Below are 24668 nucleotides of genomic sequence, written 5' to 3'. Positions count from 1 at the left end.
TATATTATGATCGGTTTTCTTCCCTTGGCATAAATTGTCCGGATCAGGTGATTCGAATCGTTCTCCCCGTTCATCGAGAACGTCGTTTCGACGACAAATACCTCTCTGAAGCAGTTTATCTGATCATTCCAGGTAACCGTCCCTATTGACTCAATACGCTCATGGAGTCACGGCGGAAAGAAGTCATCCCTCGTCTCGTCGTCTGGCATAGTTACTAATATCTCCATATTATCCCATCCAGCATCGAGAAGAATAAACATATCTTCTTATGAATCAGGTTCTCAAACGAGCACAGACGGCGATTACGGGCCGACCGTGGCGAGATACGTTGCATCTGCGCGGACGGCCGCTTCGTACGGCAGCTCTTGGTCAACGAACTCGACCTCGGCGTAACCCTCGAAGCCAACATCGTCGAACACTTCAAGCACCGTACTGACATCGAAATACGCTTCCGAGAGTCGACACCGCGTCGTACCACCTTGTTCGCGCGTCGCCTGCAAATGGACGTTGTTCGACAGTGGCGCGAGCGTTTCCGCTTCAGCGAGGATTTCCTCACCGTCCATGAAGAATAGGGGTTGCCAGTTGAGTCCGACCGCCGGCGAATCGACGGCCTGGATAAGCTGGCGTGCACCTTCGGTCCGGTTCGTGAGCGTGCCCTCGTGTTTCTCAACAGTAATGGCAAGATCCCGGTCGGCGGCACGCTGGCCAGCGAGTTGTAGATCCGTGACGACGGTGTCCCAGTGATCGGTATCGTGGTCACCGTACTCTTGGTCGCCAGGCCAGACTCGGACGAGATTCGCGTGGAGGGCCGTCGCCGCATCGAGTTCGGCAGTCAGGTTCTCGCGGAAGCCGTTCTTCCCCGGTCGAAGATATGACCCGTATACCGGCACTGCCAGACCCAGATCCGCTGCCAAGTCGGCGATCGTTCGACAGATGCTCATATTAGGTGATTCGGGACCCCCGGCGTTGCCCACGTGATTGCCGCCCCACACTTCGACGCCATCGAAGCCCACATTGGCGGCAAGTCCAAGCACGTCCTCAATCGACCACTCCTTGTTGGAAATTGTACAGAGGCCGTAGTCCATATTAGGTCGGTTGAACGACTCAATTGTTAAATTTGCCTACCCGACAGTAGTATGGATGATCGATGCAGAGGAGTTAACAAGGATGCCCGGGATCACACGTCTGTGTACACGCTCAGCGGGTTTGCAGACGAAATCGCCGACGATCTTGAGACGCAACTCGACGTTCTCAACGAGGTGGGAATCGATCACCTCGACCTCCGGAGTGTCGACGGGACGAACGTGCTCGACTTCGACGACGACGAAGCGGAATTGATCCGGAGGTCGCTTGAGAAACGGGGGTTTTCTGTGGCCGCCATCGGGTCACCGATCGGGAAAATCGGCATTGAAGACGACTTTGAGCCCCACAAGGACCGGTTCGAGCGCGCGCTAGAGCTGTCCGAGTTTTTCGGGGCCGACTACATTAGGTTGTTCTCATACTGGATGCCAGAGGACAACGACCCTACTGAGTACCGCGATGAAGTCATGTATCGTATGCGTTGGAAAGCAGATCGCGCCGAGGCGGCGGGAGTAACGATCCTCCATGAGAACGAAAAGGACATCTACGGAGATACACCCGAGAGGTGTCGGGACCTTGTCGAGACAGTCGATTCGTCGGCCTTCGGGCTCATCTTCGATCCCGCCAACTTCCTTGAAATCGGCGTGCGACCATATCCGGAGGCGTTCGTTCAGCTCGTCGAGCACGTGGAGGCCCTCCACATCAAAGACGCAGTCTACGGCGAGCGTGGCAATATCAGGCCCGCCGGTGAGGGCGACGGCGAAATTCCGGCGACGGTCGAAGCTCTGGCCAAACGTGGATTCGTTGGCTATACGTCGCTGGAACCTCACCTCGCAGAGGCCTTCGAGACAGGCGGGTACTCTGGTCCCAAGGCATTCAAACTCGCAGCGAACGCGTTCGTCGACATTTTGGAGGAACAGAACCTGGCCTACCAATAATAGCGCATCGGCGCAGATGCTTCACTAGCGTGGGTCACTTATCGATTGTCTCAGATTGGTGTCATCCAATCCTTACCGTAGGAGTTAGTCTGGGTGAGAAGATCTGAGGTGAACCCGAACCACAATTCAATGGCAGACGAGCCATACCCGACCCACGCGACTCGATACCGCCCAATCGCTTGGACATACCGTTATAGATATAATAAAACTGAGATGAAGTAGGAAGTACCAGAAAAGACTAATTAGATCCCAAAGAAACAGTGCACGAACCACCGAACAAAGCCAGGATCAACGCACCGGCGTGGACGCCGGCACTCGTCCAGCAATATCGTACCGACACGTAGATGTCGAGTACTCGGTCCCGAGTTGTCGATAGTTGCTCAACGAAGCGGGATTGAGCCATCAAAAGCCATGCCGAACAGCCATCGAACCCGATTCACAGGACCAAGAGACTGTCTAGAAGAACCGCAAAAAACCGCTGCGGGAGACGGATGCCACAGTAGCGTGCATTGCGTGCCGCGTGGCATACGGCCGTCTGTTGAATTATTCGGTCACCAGAACTAGAGGTGCCCCTGACGCACGATCACCGTCCTCGGTGAGTGCTTGTTCCCCCAGTTCGAAGAACACATAACCGACGATATAAAAATTCTCTTACCACCACACAAATAAATCAAATTTAATATGTCATTATACTCGATGGCTTCTTAAACACGGCAACAGATGTCGACTATTGAGGCGAAAGAAGTGACTATCTCGTTCTCGGGTAGCCGGTCGAAAGTTGCGCCACGCTAGCCTAAAGCGGTGCGACTGGCGGCGTCGGTGACGACCGATCAACGGCACCCTCATCCGAGTCCGAGTCAGCGTGGAACGCTCGGATATGGTGTTTCATCGGCCGGTAGTCGGATTCCCCGATCTCGAACACGCGGTCACAGAACGGACACGTCTGATACATCCTTCCCCGTGAGGACATAACGCATGGAACGGTTTCACACTTGGGTTTCTCAGGGTATGGGGGTAACTCATGCCGTCACCACTCGCGAGGAAGTCTCCATCTGCAGTGAACACGAATACCACAACCGCGGCCGGCACACGAGAGGAGCACACCTATTCCTCCGGACCCCCTCCGCCAGCCGTGGTCACCAACGAAGACGATCGCTCATCGAGCGATTCGACGGATCCCACGGACGCCGACGATGACGACCCGTTCGTGGGCGGAGAGACCGAAGACCAAGCGGTGAACGCGTCGGCCAAAGAGGAGGCCGCCCTGCAGCGTGTCCGGCGGGTCAGCACGCTTCTGGACGAGGCCTTCCGGGTCCCGGGGACCAACTATCGGATCGGGATCGACCCGCTCATCGGCATCCTCCCCGGTGCTGGCGACGCCGTCACCACGGTCCTCTCGCTGTATCCGGTCCTCGAGGCCTACCGGCTCGGCGTCTCCAGGGGGACGCTCGCGAAGATGGTCGCCCGGGTCGCCATCGATGGGGTTACGGGCTCGATTCCGGTGCTCGGCACGCTGTTCGACGCGGTCTGGAAGGCCAACAAGTGGAACGTCCGGACGGTCGAACAGCACCTTCAGCAGAAATAACGACAGAAGAGCGCGCACAGGTCGGCAATCACGATTGAGGGCCACCATCCCGTAAACTACCCCGCCCTACTCGCTCCCTCCCGCCTTGCGGCGGTCGGTCACTCCTTGAGGGCGGGGCTTTACCGCAACGACATTGTACCCCGCAACCCCATGCAAGGGCGCGGCCCGGCTTCCTCTTCCCGTCCACGGGCGGACGGCGGGTCGGAGTTGTTGCTGCGACCCGCCTACCGGATCCGTTCCGTGGATTGTCCCGCCGATTTAATTCCCGGTGTTCTCTCACTCTACCCCAACACTGGGGACGGGGATCGAACCCGTTCGCGGTCGTCGTTCCCGAGTATAGGGTGCGACGGCCACGCCGTCGCACCACGGGAGCCAGTTTACTCGTGGCTCCTACCGACCCCGGCTTGTGCGAGGACGGCAGTATCTCACATAACGGGCGGAGACGGCCTAAGCCTTGCGGTTTCGTCCAGCTTCGCAACGCGATTCCTCTCCACCCTACTCGCTCCCGTCGATCGCTCGTTGAGGAAGGAGGCTCCTCGCTACCGTTTGCTGAAAACGTGAAGCCCCATGGAGTTGCCGTCGAGGCGAGTCACTCGAGCGCGTCGTGACGAACGAGCGTCTCGTCGGCAAGGTAGCGATCGAGGACGTGTGCGTCAGCTTCGAGCGTTTGCAGATGGGCCCGCAGGAGTTCGCTCGTCGCCTGATCGCCGAGCCGGTCCGCCAGCTCGATGTGGTCGCGCCACAACACCGCGAGCGTCGCGTACCCATCGAGGTCCCGTGCGAGGGATGTGCGGACATCGTAGTGGTGGGCTTCCTCGATGAATAGGGGCGCGTGTTGGCGGATCCCCATCGGCCCACAGGCCGGAACACCGCCGAGCGCGGTGATTCGAATCGCGATGTCGTCGGTCATCTCCGAGAGCCGGTCGGCAGCGCCCTCGAGGAACTCCCCAAGTGGTCTCGATTCGGCCCCCTCGACGAGCCAGTAGTGCTTTCGCACCTGATTGAAGAGGATATACAGCCCCGAGACGTCGGTGTTCAGGGCTGTGACCAGCCGTTCGGCCACGTCCTCATCGAGACGGAGCGCGTTGTCGGCGACCGTGTTCCACTCCTGGCGGAGATGAGACGAGTCGGGTCGGCGGAGATGTGGGCTACTCTTGACATCCCCCACACGACTAAAGTCGTGGGATTCCTCGCGCTCGGGGCCGGTCACGCTGACCACCCCGACGGAGGCAACTTCCCAACCCCAGTGGTTGGTTCCGGTTTGTAGGCAGTGCGTCGAGGCGATGAACGCATGGCAACGTCAGTCCGAACGCGTTCGGACTGCCTCGCTAACACCCTACGGGCGGTGCCATCAGCCACACTCAATCGGGCAGGGTTGCTTTTTGTTGATGGGGACCCCAATCCAACCCCAGTTTTCCCAGTCGAGTTAGACACATAAACAGCCCCAGAGTGCCTAAGTCTTGCGGTTTCGAGTCTCTGCCTACCGCTTAGACCCACGACTGAAGTCGTGGGCTTCCGCTTAATTCGTGTCATCGGTCAGCCAGCACCTCCGCCCGAACGAGAGTATCGGCCTCGAGTAGTTGCTCGATGACGTGGGCGTCCGCTTCGAGGGCTTCGAGGTGGTCACGGAGTAGTTCGGCCGTGCCCGGATCGCCCCGTCGTTCGGCGAGCGCAATGTGGTCGCGCAGACTGACGATCAGGGTCGCATACCCCAGGAGATCGCCGTCCAACGACGCACGAAGGTCGTAGAGGTTCTCGGCCTCGAGATGGACGTCGGCCCGTTCCTGAATCGTCGGCGGCGTGTTCGGCGGAATCCCTCCGAGTTGGACGATTCGAATCGCGAGGTCGTCGTTGATCTCCCGCACACGTTTGTAGGCCTCTTCGAGGAAGTCGGCGACCGCCTCGTGTTCGGCGCCCGCAGCAGTCCAGTAATGCTTGCGAAGCAGGTAGAACAGGTTGAACGATCCGGTGTGGTCGACGCTCAACGCCTCGATGAGCGCTTCGGCGACGGCGGGTTCGATCCGGAGCGGGTTCTCCACGATAGTGCCCCACTCCTGACGGCGCCCGCTCGCACCGGTCTCCCGGACGAGCGGGCCGTGTTTCTGTGGCATTCAACTCACCCGTTTAGTGGGTCGCTTCCTCGAGGGTGAGCGTGTCGTCCTCGAGGTAGTGTTCGAAGTGGTGGCCGTCCTCTTCGAGGGTGACGAGGATCTCCCGGAGGATCTCGGCGGTGGCGTAGTCGCCGAGGTTCTCGGCGAGTTCGATGCTCCCGCGCAGCGATTCGATGATGTCGCCGTACATTTCGAGGTCGTTCTGGAACATCGTCCGGACGTCGTAGACGTCCTCGCCCTCGAACTCCACCGTTGCCCGGTCCTCCTGGTTCGAGGGCCCCGAGACGGGGACGCCGCCCAGCGCCTGGGCGCGCTCGGCGATGACGTCCGCGTCCTCCTCGACGTGCTCGTAGGACTCCTCGAGGAACTCGTGAAGGGGAAGGAACTCCGAGCCCTCGACCACCCAGTGGTGTTTCTTGAGCTGGTGGTAGAGCACGTACGAGTTCGCGAGCTCGGTGTTGAGCGCGTCGACGACCTGTTCGGCTTTCTCCTGATCGAGCCGCAGTTCGTTCTCCTCGACGCTGCCGGCCTGCTGACGGACGGTCGTCTGTTGAGAATGTATCACGGACGGAAGTGGTCGCTCCACCGTCTTATACCTTTCAGGTACTGCACATTTTTGGGATGCCTAAATCGGTGTGTAGAGCTGCTCGGTACCCAACGTTCAGAAGTGACACAGACCTCTCCACGACGGCGTAGGTCCTGCCATCCGCCGATTAAATGGTCACTTATTCCTGTCAGTCTATCCATTACAAGGTAAGACATTCTCGTCGGGCCGAGTGCGTCATGGTAGAGAAAGACGCGGACTATGTCACGATGAATCGACGGGGCTATCTCAAAGGGCTCGCAGCAAGCAGCGCTGGCGCTGGCGCACTGTCGGTCGCGACCGGCAGCGCACGTGCGGGCTCGGACGATGAACAATCAGCGGAGGACACACACGACCTCGACGGCGACGAACTATACCTGGTCTTCGGTGCCGACTCATCCGAACGAGATCTCGACGGCTGGGTCGACGATCACTGTGCGGAGATCAACGGGAACGGTCAGGAGTCGCTCGCGAGCGTCATCCAGTATCAGGACGTCTCCCAGCTCAACGTCACCCAGCAGGGCTACGCCGTCAGTATCGCGATCGACGGCGGCGAGGCGACGGCGATCCAGGAGGCCGAACAGAGCAACGTCAACACACAGGAGGGCACTGCAGAATCGATCGCGATCGACGAAGAGACCCGAGACGAGACGTTCACCGATCCGACCACCGTATACGTCGTCTTCGCCGAAGAGACGGGGACCCGAACGTTCACCGGCTGGGTCGCCAAGGAGGACAGCTACCAGAACGAACAGTCCGCTCGGGCGACGATCGACCAGGATCAGAAGGTCGACCAGCTGAATTACAGCAGCCAAAGCGCTGCGGTTGCGCTCGCCGAAGACTGTAGCCACGCACAGGCCTACCAGCAGAGCTGGCAGACCAACGAGAACTACCAGCACGCCGACGCCGTTGCCGCCGCCATCGGCGACGCCGACGAACAGACGGCCGATGCCGAGGTCGAACAGGCCCAGGAGGTCGGACAGCTCAACGTCAGCGAACAGGGCGTCGCCATCGCGATCGCCGTCGGGAAAGACAGCGTCGCCGAGGCCTATCAGCAGAGTTCACAGACCAACCTGAACGAACAGGTCGCCGAAGCAGCGGCGATCGCCTTCGATGCGAGATCGATCACCGACGTTCTCGACTGTGGCGATATGGTCGGTGAGCTGCCGGAGGACGTGCTCTCGCGGTCGGACACCTGTAAGAACCAGTCGAACACACAGGAGGCGTCCGCTGATATCGTTCAGGGCCAGCAGGTCGGCCAGGAGAACATCAACCTGCAGAACGCGGCGGTCGCGGCTGCCACCGACGACAGCTCCGCGACGGCCCGGCAGGTGAGCTACCAGGCCAACTTCAACGCGCAGGTCGCGTCAGCCGAGGCCCTCACCGTCGAAGAGGGCAGCGCCAACGGCCGCGCGGTGCTCAACGGGGCGAACGCCAGCGAGGATCAGGCCTGGGCCCTCGCCTACGAGAACGGGGACGTCGACCAGCAGACCGCTGCTGCCGAGATCTCCCAACTCCAGTTCGTCCAGCAGCTGAACGTCAACGAACAGCTCACGGCAATCGCGATCGCCGGCGATTCCGGCGAGGCGACCGCAGAACAAGTGAGCTACGAGACCAACGAGAACATCCAGCTCGCCGAGGCACGGGCAGCCAGCGTCGGGAGCGGTGACAGCGGCTGTGACAAGAATAATAACGGGAAAGGCAAGGACGGGAAGGATAAGAAGGACAAAGACAAGGATGGGAAAGATGGGAAAGGTAAGAACGGGAAAGACAAGAACGGAGAGAACAACAAGAGTGAAAACGATGCGAAGAGCTGGGTTCGACAGACGGCCGGGAGAAACATGCCCTATCACTCAATGAGGTGACAGACACTCGACGCAACCAGCCATAGCTTTCACATACTTGTTAGTATGGTTGGTTCTCGGTAAAAAAAGGGCAACCGGTCGGGCGACTTACTGCTTCTGGTTGCTGTCCTGGTCGACGTCAGCGATGTTCGTGCTGACGGCGGTTGCACTCTGGGAGTTGGCGTTGATTTGCGTCACGCTGTTCGAAGCGTCCGCGAAGCCCTGGTAGCTCAGCGCGACGGCGGTCTGGTCGCCATCGTTTACGTTAGCCTGTGCGCTATACTGGGTCTGGGTCACTTCAGCATTGGACTGCTGAAAGACCGCAGCACCCTGCTCGGACTCCTGTTTTTCGTCGTCTTTGTCGTGGTGATCGTGGGCAGCCGCCGTGCCGGCCAGGCCCCCGAACACGAGGGTCCCGAGCAGTGCAAGGGTCAGGAGTGCGGTGAATGTTCGTTTCATGGATCCGCACGACCATCCACCTCGAGCACGTATTTAATTCCCTTTTGCACTCGCTTGTTTAATCACGCCTCTTAATAAATAATATGCGCTTGAATAACCCCACGTGAAGTACCTCGGGGACAAGCCCCGAGGCACTCTCGCTGTGATACTGTAGAGTCGGTCGAACGGCCCTGCGCTCCAGGCGTTCCACACGAAACACTGCCCTTTTCCGTATATAGCGGTCTCAATTACTTCCCAGACCTCCGGAGAGACCGCTCCGAACGCCACGGACCGACTGCAGCCAACGAACCCAAGTAGCCGACTCCCCGAGGGAGGCCATGAGCTGGACCGAAGCGGACGTCCCCGCCCAACATGACCGCACGGTCGTCGTCACCGGGGCCAACAGCGGGATCGGCTACGAGACGGCGCGAGTCCTCGCCGAGCGCGGCGCGACCGTGATCATGGCGTGTCGAAGCACCGACCGGGGTCGGGAAGCCGCCAAACGAGTTCAGTCGACGGACGTCCCCGGCACGCTCGTCGTCGCCGGCCTCGACCTCGCGGACCTCGAATCGGTCCGGACGTTCCCGGATCGACTCGCCGACGCCTCGATCGGTGGCGCGTCCGTCCCCACGATCGACTGTCTGATCAACAACGCGGGCGTGATGGCGATCCCCCGCTCGGAGACCGCGGACGGTTTCGAGACGCAGTTCGGGGTCAACCATCTCGGTCACTTCGCGCTCACGGGAGTGCTCCTCGGCCATCTCGCCGCGGACGCCCGCGTCGTGACCGTCTCGAGCAAGGCCCACGAGGGCGGCGAGATCGACTTCGCGGACCTCAATCACGAGGACTCCTACGACAAGTGGGGCGCGTACGCCCAGTCGAAGCTCGCGAACCTCCTCTTTGCGTACGAACTCGACCGTCGGCTCGAGGCCGCGGGGATGGACGTCACGAGCGTCGCCTGTCACCCGGGGTATGCCGACACGAACCTCCAGGCCCGCGGCCCGAAAGCGGCCGGCTCGAAGCTCCGGCTGGCCGCGATGGGCGCGATCAACGCTCTCGTCGCCCAGTCGGCCGCCGACGGGGCGCTCCCGACGCTGTACGCCGCGACTCACCCGGAGGTCGAGGGCGGCGCCTACTACGGCCCCGGTGGACTCTTCGGGATGCGCGGGGCGCCCGAACGCCAGGAGTCGACGGAGCGCTCTCACGACCGGGAGACCGCACGCGCCCTCTGGACCGTCTCCGAGGAGCTTACCGGCGTCGAGATCGAGATCCCGCCCCGAACGGAGGGCTGGAGCGTGCCGGGACTCGGCGCCCTCCGTCGATGACGAACGGCCGCTAGCCGCGGGCGCGAGCCCGATACTCCCGTCACGGGTCCCTTCTCGCGTCCCCGAGCGTCGCTGTCGTGAGCTTCCTCGAGAGACTGAACATCGCGTCCGCCTGGTATCATAGGGACGGTTACAACGATTTACCGTTCGATCGCAGTGCTGTATTGCGATCGACGGTGCAATGACTCGTAACCGACCCTATCAGGCCTCGGAACGCACGTGACCGAACGGTCGCCGTAGTCAGGGCCAGCCGTTCTCCGCGGCCCTGCTCGGCGAGCCCGTGGAGCCGGCGTTTCTCGTCCACGGAGCGATCGTGGCGCTCAAGGCATCCCTCGTGGGTGTCGAACGAGGAGAGCATCCGATCACCGGCGATCACTACTCCTACCCGGCTCTTTATCTCGGTCGCCGAGCGCGCTCCCGGATATGGACAGCAGACGAATCGGATCGCCAGTGGCCCGGGTCCGGACCGCGTTCGACCGACGGCCGACCGCGTCCGTGAGCCACGAGTGAGAGGGTCCAACGGCGGCTCCGAACGCCCGGACGCGGCAGGCGACGCTTTCGACGAACCCCGACTACCCCACAGGCTGTCGAGCTGGAGGAACCGATAGCATGGGTGCTGGAGGGACACAGTCCCAGCTCCGGCTGTTTCGGAATCCAGGGTTTGCCGCGCTCGCGGTGATGAACTTCGTACGGGGGATGGCGTTCGCGACGATCATCGTCGCACTCGCGCTCTACGCCGATCTCTTCGAGACGTCCGGGTTCGTCGCGGGACTTTTCGGCACCGCCTACGCGTTCGTTCGGCTCGTTCTCGTCGTCCCCGTCGGGCGCTGGATCGACGTGCGAGACGCCAAACGGCTCCTCGTGATCGGGTTGGTTCTCCAGGTCGTCGTGCTGGCCGGCTACGTGTTCGTCGAGTCGGCGCTCCAGCTCGTGGGCGTTCGGGCCTTCCAGGGGGTCAGTTCGATCACGGTCTATCTCGCCGGGACGGCGATCGTGGGGAGTCTCGGCCCCGAGGGCGACCGGGGACTCTGGGTCGGCACCTACCAGAACGTCACCGCGTTCTCGAAGCTGTCGGGCGACCTGCTCGGGGCCGGCCTCCTGTTTTTCGTCGGCTTCGAGTCGACGTGGGCGATCTTCGTGGTCCTCTCGACGCTGTCGGTCGGCTACGTGCTCAAACATCTGCCCGCGGAGCCGGTTCCGAGCGACGACTCGAGTTCCACTGCCGGGAAACTCCTCGGACTCCTGAAACGGCGGGCAATCATGGCGCTGGTCGCGTTTCGGTTCTCGTTCAGCTTCTGCAAGGAGGCTGTACTCATCTTTCTCCCGGTCTTCGCGCGCCTCGAGTTCGGGATGAACGCGCTCCTGATCGGGGGCATCCTCGCCGGGGGACGGTTCACGAAGTCGATCTCACAGGGCTACATCGGCCAACTCGGGGATCGGGTCGGCCGGCTCCACTGGTTCATCCTGGTGGGGATCGTGCTGTATGCGATCGGAACGGCGATGATCCCGCTGGCCGTCCACGCCGACGAGTTCATCGACCCGGTGGCGCTGACGGTCGCCGGACGCGAGGAAACCATCCCCGGCGCCTTTTTCGTGCTCTTCTTCTGTTACGTGCTGCTCGGTATCGCGGACAGCCTGCGGATCCCGACGAGCGTGACGATGTTCGTTCGGGAAGGCGAGTATCAGGACGCCGTCGGGAGCAGCATCTCGCTGCGGAGCCTCTCCTGGCAGATCGGGGCCACGATCGGCCCGGTCGCCGTCGGCGTGATGACGGACGTCCTCTCGTATACGGCCGCGTTCTGGGCCGCGGCTACCCTCGCGCTCTGTGCCGGCGTGCTGTTCGCCACGTTGTATCGGGACGAACCGCCTCCGGAGTGAACGAGCGCATGCGAACCAGGCGATACCTCGGTCGAACCGCGACCCGCATGAGCAGAGACTGAGAGATTGCGGCCGAGTCAGCGGTGATCGTTTCGATCGGAGACCCCGTAATCGACATGAACGAAGGGTGTACTCGGTGACTCTGGTGCTGGAGTCCCGTTCCAATCGACGAGATGTACGTTCGCCATCTCTCCCGAGAAGCGGAATCGCTGGACGCCAGTCTCGATCACTCCTTCGGCCGCCCGTCCGGAGACGATCGTTCCGTCTTTACGGGATTCGGTGTCGATCTCCTCGATGGCTCCATCGATGCTAATTTCGTAGTTTGCTGGGACTCCGCGACCGATGATTGTAACCTGATTTGGAAGCTTGCTATTGGATGCCATGCTCCGACGAGCCCACCCCGCCACCATAATGCTTCCTGTTGACAGATTAGTTGAATGAGAGGACGGTATCGAGCGGGTGAATCTGCGGCTCCGTCACATCTCAACGTACTGCTCTTCCCACTGTCGCCGTTCCTGGATCGCCTCTTCGCCTGCCTCCGTGATGGTGTAGTAGTTCGTCCGTCGGTCGAGTTGGCCTTTCTCGACGAGGTCTTTGTTGACGACCGTATCGAGATTCGGATAGAGGCGTCCGTGATTGATCTCCGTCTCGTAGTACTCCTGGAGTTCCTCGCCGATCGATTGGCCGGAAGGCTGGTCGAATCCGTTGATGACGTACAGGAGATCGCGTTGGAAGCCGGTGAGATCGTGCATGATACGCTGTTGTCCCGCTGTCGAGATATTGTTATGTACTAGCAAATACGCTGTCAGCGACGCATATTACTCCTCTAGGCGGAGAATACTACTCAACAGGGGTACCGTTCGCCAGTCCCCACCCATCCGTCACGGGGTTGTCTGGAGAGAGCGATCGGAGTCATCGTGAAAACAGTCTGTGCTCGAGAAGGTGCCGCCCTCGACGACGTACGACCCGTTCGAGAACCAGTCGCTGTCCACCCGTTGGCCCGCGCCGTCAGGTCGTAAGTCCCGAGGATGTCAAGTCGGCCGTATACCGCCCCACACCGTCCGCGTTACCCGCCCCGTCGGTCCACCACTCCCCGAAGACGAGGTCGGCGGAGACGCCAGACGCCGGTTTGGGCGACCGGTCGGCCCGGAACAGCGGCGCGTTCTCGTGCCAGCGGACCTCGTTTCAAATTCTACACATGACTGAGGCACGGGGTGGCTGAATACGGTCTACAGAAACCGACGGAGGTACGCCGGCTCCATGGCCTCGGTCCACCCCTCGCCCCAGGTGTCGTACTCGGTGATCACGATTGAGGGGACGAGGGCGGCAAAGCGATCGAGCACTGTGCTCGAGCGGACAGCGATATTACTATCCCAGCCGATGGACAGTACCCGCGTATGCAGGACCAACGCGTGCTCGTCACGGGCGGCGCGGGCTTCATCGGCTCGAACCTCGCGACCCATCTCGCCACGGACAACGACGTCATCGCCATCGATGACGAGTACCTCGGCACCCCCGACAATCTCACGAGCGACGTCGACTACCGCCCGGTGGGCGTCCTCGACGACGACCTTCCCACCGATGTCGACGTGGTCTTTCACCTCGCCGCGCTCTCCTCGTATGCAATGCACGAGGAAGATCCCACGCGGGGTGCCCGCGTCAACGTCGAGGGGTTCGTCAACACTGTCGACCAGGCGAGACAAGACGGCTGTGACACGGTCGTGTATGCCTCGACCTCCTCGATCTACGGCAGCCGAACGGAGCCCTCCCCCGAGGAGATGCCCGTCGCCGTGAACACGGGCTACGAGGCCTCGAAACTTGCCCGAGAACGATACGCCGAGTACTTCCACAATCACTACGACATCGCCACCGCCGGCATGCGCTTCTTTTCGGTGTATCAGGGCTACGACGGCGCCGAGGGCCACAAGGGCGAGTATGCGAACGTCATCGCCCAGTTCGCCGACGACATCGCTCACGGGCGCTCCCCAGAGCTGTATGGCGACGGCACCCAGACACGCGATTTCACCTACATCACAGATATCGTCCGCGGGCTCGAGGCCGCCGCCGAGAACCGACTCACTGGTGTCTACAACCTCGGCACCGAAGAGCCCTACAGCTTCAACGAGCTCGTCGACCGGCTGAACGACCACCTCGACACGAATGTCGAGCCCGAGTACGTCGAGAATCCAATCCCCGAGGACGTCTACGTCCACGACACCTGTGCGGATATCGAGAAAATTCGCGACGACACCGGCTGGGAACCCCAGATCCGCCTCGAAGAGGGTCTCGAACGAGTCTGTGCACCCTACCGGTAAGATGAAGAACCGCTCCGGAGCCGATCAACCACAGAACTATCCCGCTGGGAAGCCACCATTCAGAGATGGCAGACGACAAGCGTGGCCGAGAGAAGCAAGCGCGCGACGCTGACAGACGCCAGCGACAGCGCGACATTGCCGCGGACCTGGAACGAGGAGACGAAACAGAGCCGCCGGTTGACTCGGACGAGTTCGCCGATCTCGGTTCGGAACTCGAATCGCTGACATTCCCGGCAGCGGGGTCGGAGGTCGTCGCGGTGATCGGCGACCGCGAAGTCAATTCGGGCGATAGGGGCTACACTGTCGAGGAACTGGTTCCGGAGACGGATGCAGTGATGTTCGACTCTCCGTCTGCCGTCCGAGCGCGAGTCCAGCGGCCGACGGTCGCCGCGGCCATGAAACGAGTCGTGGAAGCCAGCGAGACGCTTCCGGACGCAGATCTCAGTGAGTCACAGCGTGAAGCCTACGAGAAGACGTTTCGGGAACTCAAAGCGATCGACGCCGATGACGACGATGAGGGAGTCCACGTCATCAGCGACTGGATCGTCGAGCGAATCCGTGACAAAGAACAACTCCCGGGGTCCCGATCGGTACGCCGGGAAGCGGCGAAGTTCTGCCGGACGAACGGGTACGAGATCCGAAACGACGAGTGGCTCGGCATCTAGACGGCCTGCGGGCACCCGCCAGAGTCGAGAACCGACAGAACCCGACACACAAAACGCTCGAACACGTCCATCCGCATATGGATCTCGACGAAGCCACCGTTCGGGAGCGGTGTACCGACGCCGTCTTCGAGCGCGGCCGGAACTACCGGACGGAAGGGCGGATCCAGCGCTGCGAGCGGTTCGAGGACGTCGTCACCGCCGTCGTCCGGGGGTCGAGTGCCTACGACGTTCGCGTCGACCTCGAGGAACCGATCGAGACGCGGTGTACCTGCCCTTACGAGGGTGCGGGCGCGTGCAAACACGTCGTCGCGACCCTGCTCGAGGTCATCGCCGACCCGCCCGCCGACGAGAGCGAGGGGATCGAGACCCTCCTGATGACCGTCCCGGCCGACGACCTGCGGGCGTTCCTCGACGACGTGCTTGCAGCGAACCCGGAGATACGCGAGCGGTTTCGTGCTCGGTTCGGCGACGACAGCCCGTCGGTCGAGGAGCACCGCGAGGCGGTCGAAGCACTGTTCGACGAGCACACCCGGGAGTACCCCGTCGTCACGGAGGCCATCGACTTCTCGCACCTCTTCGAGCTGGCCGACCAGTACCGCGAGCGCGAGCGCTACCTAGCTGCTGCAACCGTCTATCGTGCGGTCTTCGAAGGGATCGACGACAACGAGTATCGCATCGATGCCGCCTACGACCACTACGCCCAGCGCCTTCGGGGTGCACTCGAGGGCTACGTCGACTGCGTGCTGGCGGCCGACCCCGATCCCGACACGATCGACGAGTACGCAGGGGTCCTCGCGGAGCAGGCCTCGGTGGAGCCGTCGGTCAACGCCGAGCAGTTCCGAGGGGCACTCGAGGAGCTCGACGACCGGCGGTGAGTCGGCGACAGCGAACGGGATCGAGACCGCCCCCGACCCCTATCCCGGAGTCCCAAGGAGACGCGAGTCGGGACCGACACCTGTTCCCTCTGTTGGTCTCCACTCGAAACACGTCGCACGGGCGTCAGACGGTTCTCGATTTGGCAGTTTCTCCACGTGTTCCACGGGAACCGTGATCTCCAGTCGTCCCACTCGAAACGGACCGTCTGACGGGCGACAGCCAGGCGTCTGACGAATCGCGTCGAGACGAGGACCGACGCCGGCACGGCCACGACCACTCCAGGACGAGTTCGTCGATCAATCGGCTCGTTCGGGCGTCGGTGACGTCCCGAACGCGTCTTTAACGGTTACGGCCGTATGCCCCAAGAGTTCGCGAAGACTTCCCGAGCGAGAGGCGAACAGCCCGAGTCCGAGGACGATGTAGACGGCCGTGAACGCATACAGGAGAAACAGGCTGAGCGTTGCTTCAGTCGCGCCGGCGTACGCCTGGATGACGTAGAACTCGGCGGCGACCTGCGAGACGAACAGGACGAGCAACACCACCGCTTCACGGGCGCTGATCTCGAAATTCATCAGGATGGCGATGGCGAAGAAGCTCTGTGCGGCGGTGATCCAGATCTCGGCGGCTTGCTTCTGATCGAACGAGAGCGTCCCGATATGACCCACCGCGAGCGAATAGACGACGGCGAGCGTCCCGATCAGGAGTGTCCACTGGTTGAGCTTCGAGGAGATGAGCGCGTTGAAGCCGGCGGTCGAGCGCGCCTTGTTGACGAGATAGATGACGACGATGAGCTCGGGGCTCTCACTGGCCAGGGGCGCGAGCCACTGGATCATGAAAAACGGCGGGATCCCGAGGCCCGTTCCCAGCTCCTCGAGGCCCAGTGCAAACGGGTGGACCGCCTCGAAGATCACCAGCCCCGAAAAGGCAAATAGACCCAGTACGACCGCGATCCGGGGCGCCTTCGGGTACGTCTGGAAGTACGCCGGGACGCCGACGTGGGCGTCGCCCTCCTCGACGTCACCACGAACGACGATGCCGAGATAGAGCACATAGAGGCCCACGAGGACGACCGTATCGACGACCCCGATCCCGCCCCCCAGCGGGATGAACAGCGCGTAGACCGTCGCGGCGAGCAGGAAGACGATTTCGAGGGAGATGTCGCGGTCGATCCGGACTGCATCCGCGAGGAGTCCGGGACGTTGAACCACGGCCGAGTCGCGCACCTGGTTCGCTCGGTAGATCGTCAGCAGCGCGATCCCGGCCCAGCCGATCCCGATAAGGATCCGATTTGCGCCGGTCATGTTCGCGATCGCGAGGTTGGCCGCCTCGACTCCGCGCTCGGTTCCCTCGAACGCCCCGGCCTCCCACGCGTAGAGGGCGTCGACGGCGTACTCCGGTGCGACGGCGAGGACGGCGAGGACGGCGATCGCGAACGCCGTCGGGACGTCCTTCTCCGCTGTTTCCGCACCCCATGCGAGCAGAAACGCCGCGCCGAGAATCGCGAGCCCACCGACGAGAACGGCAGTGAGCGGGACGACGTTCGCCGTCGGATCGAGATGCAAGCCGCGGGTGACGAACAGCGCAATGAACGGAAGCGTCAGCAGACAGGCGCCAGCGACCGCGACGAGCGGGTGACGGAGCCGCTCAGACATCGCTCCTCCAAGGAAGGGGATCGGCCATGAGCTCGGTCGGGTCGGCCCGGGGCCAGAGAGAGGGCTTGACATCCTCCACACGAGTGAAGTCGTGGGATTCCTCGCGCTCGGGGCCGGTCACGCTGACCACCCCGACGGAGGCAACTTCCCAACCCCAGTGGTTGGTCCCGGTTTGGAGGCAGTGCGTCGAGGCGATGAACGCATGGCAACGTCAGTCCGAACGCGTTCGGACTGCCTCGCTAACACCCTACGGGCGGTGCCATCAGCCACACTCAATCGGGCAGGGTTGCTTTTTGTTGATGGGGACCCCAATCCAACCCCAGTTTTCCCAGTCGAGTTAGACACATAAACGGCCCCAGAGTGCCTAAGTCTTGCGTTTTCGAGTCTCTGCCTACCGCTTAGACCCACGACTGAAGTCGTGGGCTTCCGCTTAATTCGTGTCATCAGTGGTGTTCGAACACATCCGACGCCCACCCAAAAAGCACAAGATAACGCACAACCCGCCCAGACTGCCGGCGAGGAGCGCCGTGTCGGTCGTCTACACGATTCGGCGGGGAGAGGCGAGATCGGGCCCGAGATCGCCTGACGAACGCGTTTCGAGCGGGTAGCGGGGTAACGAGGTGTTCGACGACGTCCGACGCCGTCGGCGACGAGCACTCGAAGCGGGATCGCCTGTACCGGATCGGACGCAGACCGGACCCGACCACGCCGTGGTGGGCGGGAACGGCATCACTCCGGCCGGATCACTCCGATACGACGATCTCCGCATCCGGAGCGCTGGCTTTCACGCTCCGAATCCCCCGCTGAGCCCCCTGTTTCGAGGCGTATCCCTCCCCGCTGTCCGCAATGATGTTGCCGTTCGAGACGACGAGTCGCCACCGCCACTCGTCGGCCGTGTCCCGATACAGTTCGAACCTCGCCTTGCGCGACATAGCCATCAGTTGGAACCGAGAGGTAGTGACTTCTTCCCCACCCTACTCGCTCACGGCAGACGCCGTTCGCTCCATGAGGGTGGGGCTTCCTGTTTCCACGACGCGCTTTGCAGTAAACGGTGGCCGTATGCTCTCGCCCGCTCTCGACCGAACGATGACGAGATCACCGATCGCGATCCCCACAGGCACACTCTCGGTCGGCTCGAGCGGGGATATCAAGATTCATATCGCGCCCCCCGGTGGTCACTACTACTCCGTCTCGCCACGCCACCCATCGGTATCCCTGTACCCCACTCTCATGGTCGACATCGGACCCCTCACTGAAGTCAGCATCCCGCTGAGTGACCAGCCGTGGGTACTCGTTGCGGGAATCCTGCTCGGATCGGTGCTCCTCTCTCGAGCCCTCGAGTGGGGTGGGGCCTACCTCCTCGGTCGCTCCCCGCGATGGTCGGAGACGTCGATCAGCCACGTCTTCATCGACGAGATACGGATCCCGCTGCACGTGTCGATCGTCGTCGGTGGGATCCTGCTCAGTTTGACCGTCCTCGAGAGCATTTCGTCGACCCCTATTCTCGTGAAGGTCCTCTCGTCTCTGGTCGTCGTCCTCTGGATGCGGGCACTCGTCCGGCTCGGCGGCGAGTGGATCGACGTCGTGAACGCGGCCGACAACGAGTACGAGTTCTCGCCGATCTTCAAGAACTCCTGGACGATCCTGCTCGTCCTCGTCACCGTCAGCATGCTGCTCGTCATCTGGGAGGTCGACATCACGCCGATTCTGGCCTCCGCCGGGGTGCTCAGTATCGTCCTGGGGCTGGCCGCACAGGATGCTATCGGAAATCTGATCGGTGGCATCTCACTCTACTTTGATGATACGTACAATACGGGAGACGTCATCGTGCTCGAGGACGGACAACGCGGCGCCGTCACCGACATCGGAATCAGGAGTACGACGATCCTCACGCGGGACAACATCGTTGTTACGGTTCCTAACTCGGTGCTCAACTCGGCATCCGTAATCAACGAATCCGCCCCACAGCGTCGGAAACGAATCAGAGTTCCGATCACTGTCGCCTACGGAACCGATCACGAGGAGGTCGAAGCGATCCTGCTCGAGCTCTGTGAGGACATTCCGCTGGTCTTGGAGAGTCCGAGACCCCAGGTGATGTTCCAGGAGTTCGGTGATTCCGCCCTCCGCTTCGAACTTTGGGCGTACGTCGGGCATCCGTTCAGCGAGCCACGCGCGGCCGATCACATCAACCGGCGGGTCTACGAGCGGTTCGACGACGCCGATATCACCATCCCGTTCCCCCAGCGCGAGATCAGTTATCTCTCGGCGGAGGACGAACGGACGGACGAGCCCCCGCTCCAGGATGGAGACCGGGTGGCCGAGTACGTCGAGGATCGGGATCGCGGGTGAAGTACCGTTCCCGGCTCCACGGCTCAGACCGCGTATCCCTCGCTCCGTAACGCGATTTCGACTGCGCGCGTGAACTTCTCCCGGAGGTCGTCGTCGAACGTCTCGACTTTCGGATCGGAGCGAGCGAGCTTGAGTCGTCGGTCCGACGTCTCGCCGTCGTCGGCCGGAGCAAACGTTTGCTGGAACCGCTGGCCGTTGTTGCCGTATATCGTCACGGATACCTCCGATGGGGCGTTCCCGGAGTCGATCTCTGCCCGTTGAGGGACGTCGGCACGCTCGAAATCGGTGAGATCCGTACTGAGCGTGCCGTCGGCGAGTTCCTGCTCGAGCGATTCGCGGTCCCATTCGTTCGGATCGTCCGTGTCGACGTTCGATCCGCGGACGCGCTCGGCCGTGATCTCATCGACTCGCCACGCCCGGAGTGTCGGCGAGTCGAGATCGCTGCCGTCACGCGTTCGGATATCACCTTCGCGAACGAGTTCCCCTTCAACGACCCGAATGTAGTCCTGGCCCGTGGCCGGAATATCGAGGAAGATCTCGTCGGCTTCCGTGCTTACGAGGACCTCCGTCCCCCCGATCGTCCGGGGTTCCAACGAGCGGATGGGTTCGTCAGTCATGGTGCTCTCGTCCGTGGCTCGAACATGCCCCGCCCTAAGAACACCGACGCTCCGCGGTCGTTAACGCGGATTCGTGAGGATTTCACGGCGTTCCGTACGGGCACGATATCGTGACCGTCGGGATGCTCGAGTGACCGGGAGAAACCGGATCATACTGCGGTCACGACGACCCGCCTCTCGCCGATCATCGATCACCGATAGGATTCGTTCCGGACGCGACGGAGACGTGGGTCCGATGGCGCCATCCGACGGTTCGGACGGATGGGGGGCCGTCCGAACAGGGCTATGGGACCGACGCCCCGTGTCACACGAGGTGACGGAAGTGGGGGAAGGGGAACGGTCCCGAGGTGGGTGCCAGTGTGGCTGGCGATCCAGCCATGCGACCGGCGAGTTGGCATACCGAGGAAGCGAATAAAGTCACCGCTCATCGTTCACCGAATCGAGCCGAATCTAGACCGAAATGTGTGTCCTAATTCGCTGAAAGTGCGTTTGAACCGGGATGAATATTCCCTCCCCTCACCGTGGATGGGGCGCTCGTCGGCTCTTTGGGCCTCTCGCGTCAGAACCGGTTCGTCGCCGTGAACGATCCCGCCCTATAAACTTCGGAGACAGTCAGGACCACACTACCCAGAGGACGATCGTATCAATGAGTACCCGTGATCCGAGTGGCTGTGCAACGATGATCCGGTCGCTCCCCTCCGGTCCCAGGGTCCCTGTGGCCGAACGGCGACATGCTCCCTCGCGTGCATACGTCCCATCCGTCGGAACGGGAGGAGAGATCGTATGACAATGGTGACCAAGTTCAGCGTTCCCATCGAAGACGTGATGCTCTCGGAGACGTTTTCGCGACTCCCCGACCTTCAGATCCGAGTCAAACGCATCGTTGCCGACGGCTCCACCCGGATTCTGCCGCTCGTCTGGCTCACCGGTGGCTCCAAACGGGAGATCGAAGCCGCACTGACCGACGACACGTCGGTCGAGGGGTTCAGGTGTCTGCTTCAGGGCGACGAGGACTCGGAGTGGCTCTACCACCTCGAGTACGGGGCCGACAGCGAAACGCTGTTCTCGACGATCTTCGCCAACGACGGGACGATCCTCGACGCGGCGTGTTCGGCGAGCAACTGGACGTTCCGACTCCTGTTTCCCGACCGATCCCTCCTTTCAGAAACCGTCCCCACGCTCGAATCCCAGGGGCTGCGCGTCGATATCACACGACTGATGGAGGCCGAGCGCAAGATCGATCTCATGACGACGACGCTGACCGAGGCCCAAGAGGAAGCGATCCGCGCGGCCTACGAGTTGGGCTACTACGACGTCCCGCGTCGGATCTCCCTCGAGGATCTCGCGACCGAACTCGAGATCTCTCACCAGGCGTTGTCCGAACGACTTCGCCGGGCGAACAAGGTCCTCGCGAGCGAACGGATCGACGAGCCGAGTCAGAACGACATCGTTCACTGACGAACGCCTTCCCACCGCTATCCAGCGACCGCCTTCCAAACCGGCGTACCGGCCCCGATTCTACGGGAGTGCGCTCTCGGGCCCGTGCCTCGGCATGGTGTGGCCGTCGGTAGGGAACGCTACGGGACGAGACCGGAGTGGGGCTCGCATGTCCTGCAACCCATACATCTATTGAGCTACAGTGAGTTCTCCCGATCGCACGACCCAATCTGAAGGCACATCAGTTCGGGGTCGTGCTGCCCGTCAGCTTTGGCGGATAGCGCGGCGCCCCCTTCCTCACCGAGCGGTGAAGCCGCGAGTAGGGAGGGGAGGAGCGCGTTGCGAAGTTGGGCGAAATCACAAGTTTTAGACACTTTCCGCCCTATATGCCAGGTACTTCTCTCCCGGCACAAGTCCGGGAGGGGAGGAGCCACCAGTAAACTGGCTCCCGTGGTGCGAGGACGCGTCCTCGCACCCTATACTCGGGAACGACGACCGCGAACGGGTTCGACTCCCGTCCCTCATTTGAGGGGAAAGCGTGAGAACACCGGGAATTGAATCGGCGGGAACAATCCACGCGGACGGTCGAAGGCGGGCCTGAAAGCCCCCGCCCGAAGCGTGGACGGGAAGAGGAAGCCGAGCCACGTCCATGCATGGGTCGCGGGGCACAATGTCGCTTCGATAAAACCCCGCCCCCAAGGAGTGACCGACCGCCCCAAGGCGGGAGGGAGCGAGTAGGGCGGGGTAGTTTACAGGTACACCACCTACGGGCGGGCTCTCGTTGCTCACCCGTGTTGCGACCACGTCCGTAGCGACGAGAAAAGTAAACCGCCTCGGGGTCAAGCCCCGATGCACTCTGCCTGCTCCGCCTGTAGATTCGGTGCCGGCTCTCCGCTGGATCCCCTGCGTACGCTCTCGAGTGCCGAGAAATAATCCCTCCTTACTTCGTGTTTGGCACCATTACTAATTGCCCTTCGTAACCAAGAGAGGGTGTCGGTCCCGTCTCACGGAGGCCGACTATCGCAGAACGCGTCCGTTGCCCCGCCCCACCCCCTATGTGCATCCGGGGTAACGGATTTCGCGGACACGGACGCCGAACCCCCGATTCATCGCTGTACGTAACCCGGCCTCGCCACGTAACGTCGTCGGGGAATCCTCCGCCGACATCTACACCAGAGTTTTTGGTGAGTGTTAGTAGCCATCAGATGGACATGTATGGGTATTTTTTCTGTGCGATAAGTTATTAGAGACATATATAAATCGAACCTTCAAGATCGTTCTAGCTTCCGCGACGGCCGGCCCGGAGATCAGATCTGAATCCAGTACAACGTTGTTAGAGGAGTTTAGTCGTGACAGCTGGGGGAAATATGGTGTCGGAGTCTTCCCAAATACCAGGGATGATATATACCTTTATAGCTTATTAGTAGGGCTATCATGGTTGAACGAACACTAAGCCACGGAGGAGTTAATATTAACTAGTAGTTGCTAGAGTACCAATATCGCATATCAGTTTCTAACATACTATATCATGAATCACCAGTTCCAATTTGTGATAACCCTACTCATGAATGGCTTGTTCGACTCGTGGCTTCGGTTCCATCATATCTTACGAGCGCATCACAAAGTGGAGGTACATTTAGTACGCCTGAAGCAGAGACGGTGATATGAAGGGACGATACGAGGAGCGACAACGACGAGCACAGCAGCGACTCAAGGACAGAGGTGCCGACGCGGCGATCGTTTATCCCGGTCCGAACCTGCAATACTTCACGGGTTTTCGCGGGGAACCGGTCGACCGGTTTCATGCCCTCTATCTGCCCACGGACGGCGACGTGACGCTCATCACGCCGGCCCAGTATCTGACACAGGCACGGCGCAACGTCACGGCGGACGCGTTCTGTCGGGTCGATGGAAACGATCCGGCGACCGTTGGCGACGCGATCGTCTCGTTGCTTCCGTCCGCGCCCGAGGGACTCCTCGTCGACGACCGCACCCCCCATGCGCTGACAGCACATCTATACGACGCCCTCGAGAGCGGGACGATCGGATCGGCAGCGCCCGTCTGTGAGGCGATGCGTCGCCGCAAGGACGACGACGAGCTCGCAGCCCTCCAGCGATCGGCCGATATCGCCGATGCCGTCAGCGAGGAGATCCGATTGCTCGGCGCGAGCGCGATTGGACTGACCGAAGCCGAACTCGCCACGAAGATCCGGACGAAACTCCACTCGTACGGGGCGACGGCCGTCTCCTTCGACGTCGTCGTGGGCGCCGGCCCTAACGGTGCGGATCCGGCACTGCGCCACTCCGACCGGGAGATCCGAACCGGCGACCCGGTCGTCATCGATTTCGGCTGTTTCCGTGAGGGGTACGCCAGCGATCAGACGCGAACCGTCGTGTTCGACGATGAGCCTCCGACGACCCCGGCGGAGTTCGATTCCGTTCACGAGGCGGTGCATGCCGCACTCGAGGCCGGCATCGCCGCCGTCGAACCCGGCGTAAGCGCCGGCGACGTGGATCGTGCGGCACGCGACACCCTCGAGGAGTACGGTTACGCGGAGCGGTTCACCCATGGTACGGGCCACGGCGTCGGCCTGGCCGCCCACGAGGACCTCGTAATCGGCCCCGGGGCGACGACGACGCTCGAGGAGGGTATGGTGTTCAGTGTCGAACCGGGCGTCTACTTCGAAGGCGAGTGGGGGGTTCGCATCGAGGACCTCGTTGCAGTCACCCAGAGCGGGTGCATCCGGCTGAACGACTCGTCTCGGGCGTGGAAACCATAATTGCCTGTCACGAAACGGTGACGTCGCATCCGTTCTCTTGGCGATAGAATACCAAGTAAACTCCCATCGTAGTTGGATAGCGACCTTCCGTCAGACCGATTTCGTAGCAGTCTCATGAGTGGTCTCTCAATGGTGAACCAACTGTGGCGCTGGGGATTGGCGGATCGCCGGAATCGATAGATTCCGCGATCCGTA

General features: G+C 61.7%; 21 protein-coding genes and 1 pseudogene. 12 read left to right on the top strand and 10 right to left on the bottom strand.

All coding sequences use genetic code 11. The annotated features are described in order from the left end of the window. Positions 1-302 precede the first annotated feature (302 nt). Positions 303-1085, bottom strand: coding sequence for a sugar phosphate isomerase/epimerase family protein (locus LCF40_RS19855; protein ID WP_224829909.1), 783 nt, complete (start codon positions 1083-1085; stop codon positions 303-305). A 102-nt stretch (positions 1086-1187) separates the two neighbouring features. Between LCF40_RS19855 and LCF40_RS19850 the strand changes: the two genes are divergently transcribed. The 3 genes and pseudogenes from LCF40_RS19850 to LCF40_RS19845 all read left to right on the top strand — a co-directional run bounded on the left by LCF40_RS19850 (position 1188) and on the right by LCF40_RS19845 (position 3603). Then, positions 1188-2018, top strand: coding sequence for a sugar phosphate isomerase/epimerase family protein (locus LCF40_RS19850; protein WP_224829908.1), 831 nt, complete (start codon positions 1188-1190; stop codon positions 2016-2018). 251 nt (positions 2019-2269) lie between these two features. Further along, a pseudogene (locus tag LCF40_RS23865) lies at positions 2270-2475 on the top strand (helix-turn-helix domain-containing protein); the annotation flags it as partial. Between the two features lie 675 nt (positions 2476-3150). Next, complete coding sequence (locus LCF40_RS19845; protein ID WP_224829907.1) at positions 3151-3603, top strand: DUF4112 domain-containing protein; 453 nt, start codon at positions 3151-3153, stop codon at positions 3601-3603. A gap of 589 nt (positions 3604-4192) precedes the next feature. On the opposite strand, the gene dpsA (LCF40_RS19840) is transcribed toward LCF40_RS19845, so the two are convergent. The 3 genes from dpsA (LCF40_RS19840) to dpsA (LCF40_RS19830) form a co-directional block, all read right to left on the bottom strand. Further along, the gene (gene dpsA, locus LCF40_RS19840) at positions 4193-4813 is read right to left on the bottom strand and encodes a DNA starvation/stationary phase protection protein DpsA (RefSeq protein WP_224829906.1); all 621 of its coding nucleotides are present in this window, start codon (positions 4811-4813) and stop codon (positions 4193-4195) included. Positions 4814-5132: 319 nt separating this feature from the next. After that, complete coding sequence (locus tag LCF40_RS19835) at positions 5133-5714, bottom strand: ferritin-like domain-containing protein (protein WP_224829905.1); 582 nt, start codon at positions 5712-5714, stop codon at positions 5133-5135. A gap of 13 nt (positions 5715-5727) precedes the next feature. Beyond that, positions 5728-6276: a DNA starvation/stationary phase protection protein DpsA gene (dpsA, locus tag LCF40_RS19830; protein WP_224829918.1), complete on the bottom strand. Its 549-nt coding sequence runs from the start codon at positions 6274-6276 to the stop codon at positions 5728-5730. Between the two features lie 221 nt (positions 6277-6497). On the opposite strand from dpsA (LCF40_RS19830), the gene LCF40_RS19825 reads away from it, so the two are divergent. Further along, positions 6498-8162, top strand: coding sequence for a hypothetical protein (locus tag LCF40_RS19825; protein ID WP_224829904.1), 1665 nt, complete (start codon positions 6498-6500; stop codon positions 8160-8162). An 87-nt stretch (positions 8163-8249) separates the two neighbouring features. Here LCF40_RS19825 and LCF40_RS19820 read toward each other — a convergent pair whose 3' ends face one another. After that, on the bottom strand, positions 8250-8600 hold the full coding sequence (locus LCF40_RS19820) for an acetylglutamate kinase (protein WP_224829903.1): 351 nt from the start codon (positions 8598-8600) through the stop codon (positions 8250-8252). A gap of 317 nt (positions 8601-8917) precedes the next feature. On the opposite strand from LCF40_RS19820, the gene LCF40_RS19815 reads away from it, so the two are divergent. After that, positions 8918-9904: an oxidoreductase gene (locus LCF40_RS19815; RefSeq protein ID WP_224829902.1), complete on the top strand. Its 987-nt coding sequence runs from the start codon at positions 8918-8920 to the stop codon at positions 9902-9904. Positions 9905-10513: 609 nt separating this feature from the next. Continuing rightward, entirely contained in the window at positions 10514-11782 is a 1269-nt protein-coding gene (locus LCF40_RS19810) for an MFS transporter (protein ID WP_224829901.1), read from the top strand. A 77-nt stretch (positions 11783-11859) separates the two neighbouring features. Here the strand turns inward: LCF40_RS19810 and LCF40_RS19805 are convergent, their stop codons facing one another. Both LCF40_RS19805 and LCF40_RS19800 read right to left on the bottom strand, forming a co-directional pair. Further along, the gene (locus LCF40_RS19805; protein ID WP_224829900.1) at positions 11860-12165 is read right to left on the bottom strand and encodes a hypothetical protein; all 306 of its coding nucleotides are present in this window, start codon (positions 12163-12165) and stop codon (positions 11860-11862) included. Between the two features lie 93 nt (positions 12166-12258). After that, the gene (locus LCF40_RS19800) at positions 12259-12534 is read right to left on the bottom strand and encodes a PadR family transcriptional regulator (RefSeq protein WP_224829899.1); all 276 of its coding nucleotides are present in this window, start codon (positions 12532-12534) and stop codon (positions 12259-12261) included. Positions 12535-13179: 645 nt separating this feature from the next. On the opposite strand from LCF40_RS19800, the gene LCF40_RS19795 reads away from it, so the two are divergent. The 3 genes from LCF40_RS19795 (at position 13180) to LCF40_RS19785 (ending at position 15637) form a co-directional block, all read left to right on the top strand. Next, on the top strand, positions 13180-14097 hold the full coding sequence (locus LCF40_RS19795) for an NAD-dependent epimerase/dehydratase family protein (protein ID WP_224829898.1): 918 nt from the start codon (positions 13180-13182) through the stop codon (positions 14095-14097). Positions 14098-14162: 65 nt separating this feature from the next. Then, positions 14163-14762 carry a DUF5789 family protein gene (locus tag LCF40_RS19790; RefSeq protein ID WP_224829897.1) on the top strand — a complete coding sequence of 200 codons (600 nt, stop codon included), beginning with the start codon at positions 14163-14165 and terminating at the stop codon, positions 14760-14762. A gap of 77 nt (positions 14763-14839) precedes the next feature. After that, positions 14840-15637, top strand: a complete 798-nt coding sequence (locus LCF40_RS19785; RefSeq protein ID WP_224829896.1) for an SWIM zinc finger family protein — start codon at positions 14840-14842, stop codon at positions 15635-15637. Positions 15638-15934: 297 nt separating this feature from the next. On the opposite strand, the gene LCF40_RS19780 is transcribed toward LCF40_RS19785, so the two are convergent. Both LCF40_RS19780 and LCF40_RS19775 read right to left on the bottom strand, forming a co-directional pair. Then, positions 15935-17290 (bottom strand): sodium:calcium antiporter, encoded by a 1356-nt coding sequence (locus LCF40_RS19780; RefSeq protein ID WP_224829895.1) that lies wholly within the window; start codon positions 17288-17290, stop codon positions 15935-15937. 743 nt (positions 17291-18033) lie between these two features. Further along, on the bottom strand, positions 18034-18222 hold the full coding sequence (locus LCF40_RS19775) for an HVO_2922 family protein (RefSeq protein ID WP_114579677.1): 189 nt from the start codon (positions 18220-18222) through the stop codon (positions 18034-18036). A gap of 298 nt (positions 18223-18520) precedes the next feature. Here LCF40_RS19775 and LCF40_RS19770 point away from each other — a divergent pair, with 298 nt between their 5' ends. Further along, positions 18521-19639, top strand: a complete 1119-nt coding sequence (locus tag LCF40_RS19770; protein WP_224829894.1) for a mechanosensitive ion channel family protein — start codon at positions 18521-18523, stop codon at positions 19637-19639. Between the two features lie 23 nt (positions 19640-19662). Here the strand turns inward: LCF40_RS19770 and LCF40_RS19765 are convergent, their stop codons facing one another. After that, positions 19663-20256 carry a hypothetical protein gene (locus LCF40_RS19765; RefSeq protein ID WP_224829893.1) on the bottom strand — a complete coding sequence of 198 codons (594 nt, stop codon included), beginning with the start codon at positions 20254-20256 and terminating at the stop codon, positions 19663-19665. Positions 20257-21039: 783 nt separating this feature from the next. Between LCF40_RS19765 and LCF40_RS19760 the strand changes: the two genes are divergently transcribed. Continuing rightward, positions 21040-21714: a helix-turn-helix domain-containing protein gene (locus LCF40_RS19760; protein WP_224829892.1), complete on the top strand. Its 675-nt coding sequence runs from the start codon at positions 21040-21042 to the stop codon at positions 21712-21714. 1643 nt (positions 21715-23357) lie between these two features. Next, positions 23358-24473, top strand: coding sequence for a M24 family metallopeptidase (locus LCF40_RS19755; protein WP_224829891.1), 1116 nt, complete (start codon positions 23358-23360; stop codon positions 24471-24473). Positions 24474-24668: the final 195 nt, after the last annotated feature.

It is taken from the genome of Saliphagus infecundisoli, assembly GCF_020177375.1.
Classification (GTDB): Archaea; Halobacteriota; Halobacteria; order Halobacteriales; family Natrialbaceae; genus Saliphagus; species Saliphagus infecundisoli.
The sequence above is the reverse complement of the archived record's forward strand: the minus strand, read 5'-3'. Positions and strand labels throughout refer to the sequence as shown.

Coding starts and splice junctions, on each gene's coding strand:
- LCF40_RS19810 (WP_224829901.1), top strand. CDS start 10,514: ATGGGTGCTGGAGGGACACAGTCCCAGCTCCGGCTGTTTCGGAATCCA.
- LCF40_RS19780 (WP_224829895.1), bottom strand. CDS start 17,290: ATGTCTGAGCGGCTCCGTCACCCGCTCGTCGCGGTCGCTGGCGCCTGT.
- LCF40_RS19815 (WP_224829902.1), top strand. CDS start 8,918: ATGAGCTGGACCGAAGCGGACGTCCCCGCCCAACATGACCGCACGGTC.
- LCF40_RS19800 (WP_224829899.1), bottom strand. CDS start 12,534: ATGCACGATCTCACCGGCTTCCAACGCGATCTCCTGTACGTCATCAAC.
- LCF40_RS19820 (WP_224829903.1), bottom strand. CDS start 8,600: ATGAAACGAACATTCACCGCACTCCTGACCCTTGCACTGCTCGGGACC.
- LCF40_RS19755 (WP_224829891.1), top strand. CDS start 23,358: ATGAAGGGACGATACGAGGAGCGACAACGACGAGCACAGCAGCGACTC.
- LCF40_RS19825 (WP_224829904.1), top strand. CDS start 6,498: ATGGTAGAGAAAGACGCGGACTATGTCACGATGAATCGACGGGGCTAT.
- LCF40_RS19760 (WP_224829892.1), top strand. CDS start 21,040: ATGACAATGGTGACCAAGTTCAGCGTTCCCATCGAAGACGTGATGCTC.
- LCF40_RS19805 (WP_224829900.1), bottom strand. CDS start 12,165: ATGGCATCCAATAGCAAGCTTCCAAATCAGGTTACAATCATCGGTCGC.
- LCF40_RS19765 (WP_224829893.1), bottom strand. CDS start 20,256: ATGACTGACGAACCCATCCGCTCGTTGGAACCCCGGACGATCGGGGGG.
- LCF40_RS19790 (WP_224829897.1), top strand. CDS start 14,163: ATGGCAGACGACAAGCGTGGCCGAGAGAAGCAAGCGCGCGACGCTGAC.
- LCF40_RS19770 (WP_224829894.1), top strand. CDS start 18,521: ATGGTCGACATCGGACCCCTCACTGAAGTCAGCATCCCGCTGAGTGAC.
- LCF40_RS19835 (WP_224829905.1), bottom strand. CDS start 5,714: ATGCCACAGAAACACGGCCCGCTCGTCCGGGAGACCGGTGCGAGCGGG.
- LCF40_RS19785 (WP_224829896.1), top strand. CDS start 14,840: ATGGATCTCGACGAAGCCACCGTTCGGGAGCGGTGTACCGACGCCGTC.
- LCF40_RS19855 (WP_224829909.1), bottom strand. CDS start 1,085: ATGGACTACGGCCTCTGTACAATTTCCAACAAGGAGTGGTCGATTGAG.
- LCF40_RS19795 (WP_224829898.1), top strand. CDS start 13,180: ATGCAGGACCAACGCGTGCTCGTCACGGGCGGCGCGGGCTTCATCGGC.
- LCF40_RS19775 (WP_114579677.1), bottom strand. CDS start 18,222: ATGTCGCGCAAGGCGAGGTTCGAACTGTATCGGGACACGGCCGACGAG.